5 protein-coding genes are annotated in these 4,192 nt (G+C 69.9%); 2 read left to right on the top strand and 3 right to left on the bottom strand.

Annotation, left to right across the window (positions count from 1 at the left end; all coding sequences use genetic code 11):
- Nucleotides 1-3: 3 nt before the first annotated feature.
- On the bottom strand, nucleotides 4-921 hold the full coding sequence (locus VFF46_RS21680; protein WP_325039005.1) for a GlxA family transcriptional regulator: 918 nt from the start codon (nucleotides 919-921) through the stop codon (nucleotides 4-6).
- A gap of 4 nt (nucleotides 922-925) precedes the next feature.
- Nucleotides 926-1,525, bottom strand: coding sequence for an isochorismatase family protein (locus VFF46_RS21675; protein ID WP_325039004.1), 600 nt, complete (start codon nucleotides 1,523-1,525; stop codon nucleotides 926-928).
- A gap of 180 nt (nucleotides 1,526-1,705) precedes the next feature.
- Here VFF46_RS21675 and VFF46_RS21670 point away from each other — a divergent pair, with 180 nt between their 5' ends.
- Nucleotides 1,706-2,938, top strand: coding sequence for an aldose epimerase family protein (locus VFF46_RS21670; protein ID WP_325039003.1), 1,233 nt, complete (start codon nucleotides 1,706-1,708; stop codon nucleotides 2,936-2,938).
- 45 nt (nucleotides 2,939-2,983) lie between these two features.
- Here the strand turns inward: VFF46_RS21670 and VFF46_RS21665 are convergent, their stop codons facing one another.
- Nucleotides 2,984-3,766, bottom strand: a complete 783-nt coding sequence (locus tag VFF46_RS21665) for an SDR family NAD(P)-dependent oxidoreductase (RefSeq protein ID WP_325039002.1) — start codon at nucleotides 3,764-3,766, stop codon at nucleotides 2,984-2,986.
- Nucleotides 3,767-3,869: 103 nt separating this feature from the next.
- On the opposite strand from VFF46_RS21665, the gene VFF46_RS21660 reads away from it, so the two are divergent.
- Nucleotides 3,870-4,192: helix-turn-helix domain-containing protein (locus tag VFF46_RS21660; RefSeq protein ID WP_325039001.1), on the top strand; the 323-nt coding region annotated here is incomplete at its 3' end.

Genomic DNA, 4,192 nt, shown 5'->3' with positions numbered 1-4,192 from the left:
GGTCTAGATGGGGTTGCGGCTTCGTAGGCGGCGGAGCATTCGGGCGTCTTCGAAGCCGACTGCGCGGGCCGCAGCTTCGACCGTGTCGCCGTGGCCGATCAGGTGTTCGGCGCGTTCGAGGCGGAGGAGTTGCTGGTAGCGCAGCGGGGTCAGGCCGGTGGCGGTGGTGAAGATGCGGGTCAGCGTGCGTTCGCTGACGCCGACGTCGCCGGCCAGCTCCGCCAGCGGGAGCCGGTCGGCGTACCGGGCGTCGATTACGTCCTGTACGCGGTGCGCGAGGTCGTTGAGGTGGCCGCGGTGGCGGAGCATCGCGGATTCCTGGAGTTCATCGCCGTTGCGCCGGGCGTACACGACCATCTCCCGCGCCACCCGGGCGGCGGCCTCCGCGCCGCGGCCGACGGCGACCAGGTGCAGCGCGAGGTCGATGCCGCTGGCGATGCCGGCGGAGGTGATGACCCGGTCGTCCTCGACGTACAGCACGTCCCGGACGATGGTCGCTCGCGGGTAGCGGGCGGCCAGCTCGTCGGTCAGGTCGTGGTGGGTGGTGAACCGCCGCCCGTCCAGGAGCCCGGCCCAGCCGAGCGCGTCGGCTCCCGAGCACACGCTGGCGACCGTCCCGCCGGCCGCGTGGTGTGCCCGCAGCCGGCGCCGGAACTCCGGCCCGATCGGCGGCTCCGGCGACAGCCGCGGCGACCGCCAGCCCGGGACCACGATCAGGTCGCCGGGCTCCAGCTCGGGCCACTCCGACTGCGTGCGCAACGGCACGCCCTGCGCGGTCGCGACCTCGTCGGACTCGGCCACGTACGACACGTCGTAGCCGTATCCGAAGTCGTTCGCGGTGGTGAACACCTGCGCCGGCCCGGCCAGATCCAGCAAGTGGAGCCGAGGCACCAGTACGAAGACCACGCGAGTGGGACGCATCCGGTCAGGATGCCACAGGTACGGCGGTGAGCTCGTCGAGGGTGCGGATGGTGGCGAACCGGCCGGCCAGGACGTACTCCGTGCGCTCGGTGACCTGGTCCGCGGTCAGCGTCCGCGGGTCCGCGAGAACCTCCTCGACGGACGCCTGGTCCCGGATCGACCAGTGCGCGAGCGCCATCGTCGCGGTCGCCTCGGTGACGAACACGACGTCGTACCCGAGGTCCGACCCGACCCGGGCGGTGGTCTCGCAGCACTGCTCGGTACGGATCCCGCAGACAACGATTTCGAAAACGCTTTCCTGGGTGAGCAATTGCTGCAGATTCGTTGTGGTGAAGGCGTTGTGCGAGGTCTTGGTGATCACCGGCTCACCCGGCAGCGGTTCGAGTCCGTCGATCAGCCGGACGTGGCCCTCGGCCGGGTCGAACGCGCCACCGGTACCGGGCTCGGTGTGCAGCACCCACACCACCAGCTCGTCCCGCTCCCGGGCCGCCCGCACCAGGCGCTGCACCCGGTCGGCAATGTCGGGGTGGTTCACCAGGTGCCAGTTCGGGCGGACCCGGAACGATTCCTGGACGTCGATCACGATCAGTGCGGTTCGGCTCATGACCTCAGCATGGCCGCTGCCCGGCGGCCGGCTGAAGGCTCGATCGGGCCCGGGAGCGGACCGATCCGGTCACCCGTGAAGAGATCGGACGAATTCACACCGTTACGAACTGTTCCGCACACCGGTCTGGCGCGCTTATCGTGCCCAGGTCTGGTTTCTACAACGATTGAGGGGATTGCGATGCCCGATCACCTGCCCCGCCGCCAGGTCCTCAGGACCGCCGGCGCACTGGGCCTCGGTGCCGCCGCCGCGGGCGCTCTCAGCAGCACCGCGGAAGCGGCCACCCGAACCGCCGCCACCACTGGTACGCCGGATAAGTTGAGCGGCATGGGCGCACACCACGGCAAGCTCGAGATCCGCAAGGACCCGTTCGGCACCACCCCGGACGGCCAAGGCGTGGACGTGTACACGTTCACCAACGGCCGGGTGACGATCTCGATGCTGACCTGGGGCGCGACCCTGCAGCGGATCGAGACCCCGGACCGCCGCGGCCACACCGAGAACATCAGCCTCGGCTTCGACAACCTGCCGGACTACGCGAAGCTCAGCCCGTACTTCGGCGCCACCATCGGCCGGTACGGGAACCGGATCGCGAAGGGCAGGTTCACGCTCGACGGGACGTCGTACCAGATCCCGGTCAACAACGGCGAGAACGCGCTGCACGGCGGCACGATCGGCTTCGACAAGAAGGTCTGGAAGGCGAAGGTCGTCCAGGACGACAGGTCGGTCGGCGTCGCGTTCACCTACGTCAGCCCGGACGGCGAGATGGGCTTCCCCGGTGAGCTCACCAGCACCGTCACGTACACGCTGGACACCCGCGACACCCTGCGGATCGACTACCACGCGACGGTGGCCGGCAAGCCGACGGTCGTGAACCTCACCAACCACTGCTACTTCAACCTGCTCGGCGAGGGCAACGGCACGATCTACGACCACGTGCTCGAGCTGAACGCGCCGAAGTACACGCCGGTCGACGCGACGCTGATCCCGACCGGCGAGCTCGCCCCGGTCGCCGGTACGCCGTTCGACTTCAGCCGGCCGACCGCGATCGGCGCCCGGCTCCGCGGCGACCACCAGCAACTGGTGTTCGGCCGCGGGTACGACCACAACTTCGTGCTCGGCGGAGAGCCCGGCCAGGACGGCCTGCGGCTCGCGGGCCGGTTCTGGGAGCCCGAGCACGGCCGCACGATCGAGGTGCACACCGACCAGCCGGGCGTGCAGTTCTACAGCGGCAACTTCCTCGACGGCACGTTCCTGGGCATCGGCAAGAAGGCCTACCGCCAGGGCGACGCCTTCGCGTTCGAAACCCAGCACTTCCCGGACTCCCCGAACCACGCCAACTTCCCGTCGACGGTCCTCCGCCCCGGCGAGACCTACAAGTCCACCACCACCTACACCTTCGGCACCAAGTAGCCCGCCGGTACCGCCGCACCTCGAACAGGTGCGGCGGTACCGTCCTCAGGCCGTCTTCACGCTGCCGCCGTCGATCAGGTAGTCGGCGCCGACGATGCTCCCGGTCACCGGCGAGCACAGCTGGACCACCAACGCGGCCACCTCGGCCGGTTCGATCAGCCGGCCGGTGAGCATGCCGGTCTGCTGCGGGAGCGCCGCCAGCAGGTCATCGTGCGGTACGCCGAGCATCCGCGCGAGCTGCCCGCCGTACCCGGCTGGATCCGTCCACAGCGCGGTCCGCACCGGCCCCGGCGACACCGTGTTCACCCGCACTCCTTGCGGACCGAACTCCTCGGCGAGGGCCTTCCCGAGCGCGGTCAGCGCGGCCTTCGCGGTCGTGTACGGCGCCGGGCCGTTCGCGGGCATCCGGGCACCGTTCGACGACACGTTCACGATCGCGCCGCGCTGCCGGAGCAGGCTCGGCAACGCGGCCCGGGTGGTCCGCACGGTCGCGAAGTAGTTCACCTCGAACAGCTGCCGCCACGCCTGGTCGTCGAGGTTCAGGAACCCGGCCGCCAGCTCGCCGTCACCGCCGCCGACGTTGTTCACGAGCAGGTCCAGCTCCCCCACCTCAGCAAGCGCCGCCGCTACCGCCTGCTCCGGCCCGTCGGCCGCGGCGAGATCCGCCGGTACGACGTATGCGCCGGTCTCGCGCAGCTCCGGTGTGGTCGACCGCGCGACCGCGACCACCCGCGCCCCCTCGGCCACGAGCTGCTCCACGACCGCGAGCCCGATGCCCCGGCTGGCCCCGGTGACGAGCGCCGCCTTGTCCTTCAACTGCAGATCCATAGCAACCCCTCTTGCATCTTAAGTGACGCTATTTAAGCTACTACTTGCAACATACGTGTAGCAAGTATGTCGAGAGGGGCAACATGCAGGTACTCTCGGAGCCATGACCGTCCGACCCCTGCGCAGCGACGCCGAGCGGACCGTGCGGACGATCCTGGAGGCGGCCGAGCGGGTCCTGAACCGGAATCCGGCCGCCTCGATGGAGGAGATCGCCGCCGCGGCCGGCGTCGCCCGGACCACCGTCCATCGCCGGTTCGCGACCCGCGAGGCACTCGTGACCACGATGAAGACCTGGGCCTCCACGCAACTCGCGAGCGCCGTCGACGAGGCCCGCTTCGACACCGCGCCGCCGCTGGTCGCGCTCTACCAGGCGACCGCCAACGCCCTCCAGGTCAAGCTGTCCTGGGGCTTCTCGATGAACAGCGC

Source organism: Kribbella sp., from assembly GCF_035655035.1.
Taxonomy (GTDB): domain Bacteria; phylum Actinomycetota; class Actinomycetes; order Propionibacteriales; family Kribbellaceae; genus Kribbella.
Note: the sequence above shows the minus strand (reverse complement) of the source record. Positions and strands in the feature narration are given on the sequence as shown.